Origin of the sequence: Ferruginibacter sp., from assembly GCF_014377975.1 — a bacterium.
In the GTDB taxonomy this organism is placed as follows: Bacteria; Bacteroidota; Bacteroidia; order Chitinophagales; family Chitinophagaceae; genus Ferruginibacter.
Map to the genome: position 1 here is coordinate 1 of NZ_JACMOO010000062.1, position 4397 is coordinate 4397.

General features: G+C 38.2%; 2 protein-coding genes. One reads left to right on the forward strand and one right to left on the reverse strand.

The features are described 5' to 3' along the window. Positions 1 to 852 (reverse strand): alpha/beta hydrolase (locus tag H7254_RS04155; protein ID WP_301931786.1); only part of this gene is annotated, 852 nt, incomplete at its 3' end. Positions 853 to 958: 106 nt separating this feature from the next. On the opposite strand from H7254_RS04155, the gene H7254_RS04160 reads away from it, so the two are divergent. Beyond that, complete coding sequence (locus H7254_RS04160; protein WP_301931787.1) at positions 959 to 3892, forward strand: pitrilysin family protein; 2934 nt, start codon at positions 959 to 961, stop codon at positions 3890 to 3892. The last annotated feature ends 505 nt before the right edge of the window (positions 3893 to 4397 follow it).

Genomic DNA, 4397 nt, shown 5'->3' on the forward strand with positions numbered 1-4397 from the left:
TACCAATTTTTTAGGGGCGGTAATATTGGCATAAATTAAATCAATTTCACCGCTGGTAACCCTTGGATCCTTTTTGCCCCATTGCAGTAAAACCGGACAGTTAATTTTTTTTACAAACTTAGTTGGCTTCATATCAAATGCCCAAAAACCATGTTCCGCACCACCCCAGAAGGTAATCAAAGTTGCCAGTGGTTCCGGCGGTAAATGCATCATTTTTATTCTTCCCTCCGCCGCTTTAACAATGCTGCCATAAGGCATTTCTAAAATAATTTTGCTGGGTTGTAAAGTATCATCGCTGATGGCTTTTGAAATGGCGGCTGCACCCATGGAAATTCCCCAGAGCACTATATTTTTTTCGCCTCTATTTTTTATAAATTCATAAGCAAGATCTACATCCTCTGCCTCGTAATAACCAATGGTAGTAGTATTTCCACCACTGCCGCCATGCGCCCTAAAATCTATCAGCAGGGTATTGTAGCCCATCTTTCTAAACGCTTCAGACTCCAGTATGATGCCTGATTTATTGCTGCCATGTCCATGAAACATAACGACTGTTCCTTTTACAGAATTAGCTGTTTTTAAATACCAGCCCTGTAGCTTTATACCATCTTTGGTGGTAAGATAAATGGTTTCAAAAGTAGAATCTGCTGTGATGGTATTGGGTTTTTTCGGAACATCAATACCAAATAAAATATCTTCCGTTTTATCCCATCCATTTTGGTCCTGCTTTACTATTATTTCATCGGCATTATAAAAATGGGTAAACTTATATGCGTGAAATGCAGTAATGATATTAATAAGAATAAATACAAATAACAGGGTACCTAACAATATTTTAATCAGCCTTTTCATCTATTTTATTTTTTAACGGGTAAATGTAAGAATGTTTTAAATGGTAATATATGTAAGCAGTTTATAACGTACTTTTAGAATTCACTTTATAGACTAAATCTACTTTATGAACAGGATTACACAGGCATTAATTTTATTGATGCTTTTTACCGGCAATACGTTATTTTCTCAAATAGCCGGGCACCAGTGGAAGGAAGCTACCGGTAACGGTTATACCTACAAATATGTTACCGGCGACCCTGCCAAAGCAAGGTTTTATACCTTAAAAAACGGCCTTACCGTAATTTTAAGTACCACCAGTAAAGACCCCCGCATACAATGTTATATAGCTACCAAAGCAGGCAGTAAAACGGACCCTGCAGATCATACCGGGCTGGCACATTACCTGGAGCACATGTTGTTTAAAGGCACCGACCAGTTTGGTTCGCTTGACTGGGCAAAAGAAAAACCTGAATTAGAAAAAATAAGTGATTTGTATGAACAATATAATCATACAACCGATACAGCACTGCGCAGAAATATTTATCACAACATTGATTCTGTATCCGGTAAAGCCGCCAGTTTTGCCATTGCCAATGAGTATGATAAAATGATGTCTTCCATGGGTGCACAGGGCACCAATGCATTTACCTCTTTTGAACAAACAGTTTACACCGATGATGTACCCGCCAACGCGGCCGATAAATATTTAATGGTGCAGTCAGAACGGTTCCGCAATCCTCAGTTCAGGATATTTCATACCGAACTGGAAGCCGTTTATGAAGAGAAGAACCGGACACTGGATAACGACGCCGGAAAAGTGCGTGAAAAATTATTTGCCGGCTTATTTAAAAACAACAATTACGGAAGGCAAACCACCATTGGCACAATAGAACATTTAAAAAATCCTTCGCTGCTGGAAATAAGGAAGTATTTTAATACTTATTATGTACCCAATAATATGGGCGTAATTATGTCGGGCGATTTTGATGCAGATGCCATGATTAAAAAAATAGACAAGGCTTTTGCCTACATGCAGAACAAGCCTATTCCGCCATACACATTTTACCCTGAAAAACCTATTACTTCGCCTGTTACAGAAGAGGTGGTTGGGCCAGATGCAGAAAGCATTTCTATTGGTTACCGCTTGCCCGGCAACAAATCAAAAGATGTTTTACTGGCCGACCTGGTAGGGCAAATATTAACCAATGGCAAAGCAGGTTTGATGGATCTGAACCTGGTGAAAAAACAGAAATTATTAAGGGCATCCGCCTTTGCATTTACATTGATTGATTATGGTGTTTTGCTGATGCAGGGCACACCAACACAGGGACAATCTCTGGAAGATGTAAAGGGGCTGATGCTGGGTGAAATAGATAATCTTAAAAAAGGAAATTTTGATGATAACCTCATTACTTCCATCATCAATAATCAAAAGAAAAATAAAATACTGGCTACAGAATCTTACGGCTCAAGAGCCAGCGACCTGATGGATGCATTTACGTCGGAACTGGACTGGAAAGATCAGGTAGCCTATACCGACCAGTTATCTAAATTAACCAAAAAAGATATTGTTGATTTTGCCAATAAATATTTTCAGGATAATTATGTCGTGATCTTTAAACGCAAGGGAGAAGATAAAAATATTCTTAAGGTAGAAAAGCCTGCTATTACACCGGTGGAAACCAACCGCAATGAACAATCTGCCTTTGTAAAAATGGTAAACGAAATGCCATCAACAGCAGTTAAACCAGTGTTTTTAGATTATACAAAAGACCTGCAAAAAAGTAAGGTTGGTGCGGCAGAAGTGTTGTATGTTCAAAATAAAGACAATACTATTTTCAGGCTGCAGTACCGATTTGACATGGGTACCTGGAACAATAAAAAATTAGGACTGGCTGCCCAGTACCTGCAATTTTTAGGTACCGGTAAAATAAGTGCCGAAGATATAACCAAGGCCTTTTATAAAATAGCCTGTAGTTTTTCTATTGGTGCCGGCGCTGAATTTACCACGGTAAATATTGAAGGGTTGCAGGAAAATTTTACGCAGGCAGTAACGCTTTTTGAAACCCTGTTGAAAAATTGCAAACCGGATGAAACAGCTTTAACAGCATTAAAAGCCCGTATTGAAAAATCAAGAATGGATGCAAAATTAAACAAGGGCGCCATTATGAGCGGGTTGGTTTCTTATGCTAGATTTGGAGATAAAAATCCCTTTAATTACGCTTTAAGTGAAGGGGAATTAAAAAATGCCACCTCTTTAGAACTGGTTAATATATTGCATAGCCTGAACACGTACCCGCATAAAATTATTTATTATGGCCCGCAGTTACTGCTGCCATTAACTGCCGCTTTAAAACAATTGCACAGTATACCTGCCACTTTTGAAATGGCTCCGGAAAAAGTAAAATTTACCAATTCAATACAAACTAAAAGTCAGGTATTATTTGCCGATTATACGATGGTACAATCAGAAATACGCTGGGTACGCAACACTAATACTTATAGTGCTGCCGAAGAACCGGTGGTAGATATTTTTAATAATTATTTTGGTGGAGGTATGGCAGCACTCGTATTTCAAACCATCCGGGAATCGAAGGCTTTGGCCTATTCCACTTTTGCTTTTTATGCAATACCAGGCAAAAAAGAAGATCCGTTTTATACCCTGGCTTATGTGGGTTGCCAGGCAGATAAATTCAATGAATCTATTGTAGCTATGAACGAGTTACTGAACGATTTACCCAATGTGGCAGAGAATATAAAATTTGCCCGTGCCGGTATTAAAAAAGATATTGAAACAGGCCGCATAACACAGGACGCTATTATTTACGATTATCTTTCAGCACAACGCAAAGGGCTGGATTATGATATCCGTAAAAAAATCTATAATTCCATTGATGCCATCGGGTATGATGAACTGAAAAAATTTCACACTAATTATATCGCCAACAAACCTTATACGTATTGCGTAGTAGCCTCCACAAAAAAAGTGAGCGACGACGATATGAAAAAATATGGTGAAGTAAAAAAACTGAGCCTGGAAGAAATATTCGGATACTAAAAAATAGTTGATTATTTTGCAAGTGGCTGGTGTTAATACCGGCCATTTGTATTTTTAAACTACTTGTTTAACAAACAAAAATGTGGCTACATTAAAGCCATTACTGTAAAATAAAAGAGCATATGCAAGATAAGCTGCACAGGAAAATGTGCTGGTACCCATCGTTCTACTCATCAATATTTCATCCTGAAAGTTAATCCCCCATTGCCTTTGGACAAAGCCGTCAAAGGAGGCTCTGCAAAGAAAAATTTAGATCTCAACTTTAACAATAATTATAATGCGGGTCGCTAATCTGATTTGCTTTTAAAGATAGTGATTACAAACGCTCAGTTTTTATTATTTTCTATTTCCCTCCTTCTTTCCATTTCTTCCCATGCCTCGTCAGAATAAATAAAGACCCTGGCCGTTTCCAGGCAATCTATATTAGTTACGGGGATATAGTTTTGTTCTCCATCCTCATCCGGCAGCGAAATAAATCCACTTATCAAAATCGCTTCTACATCGA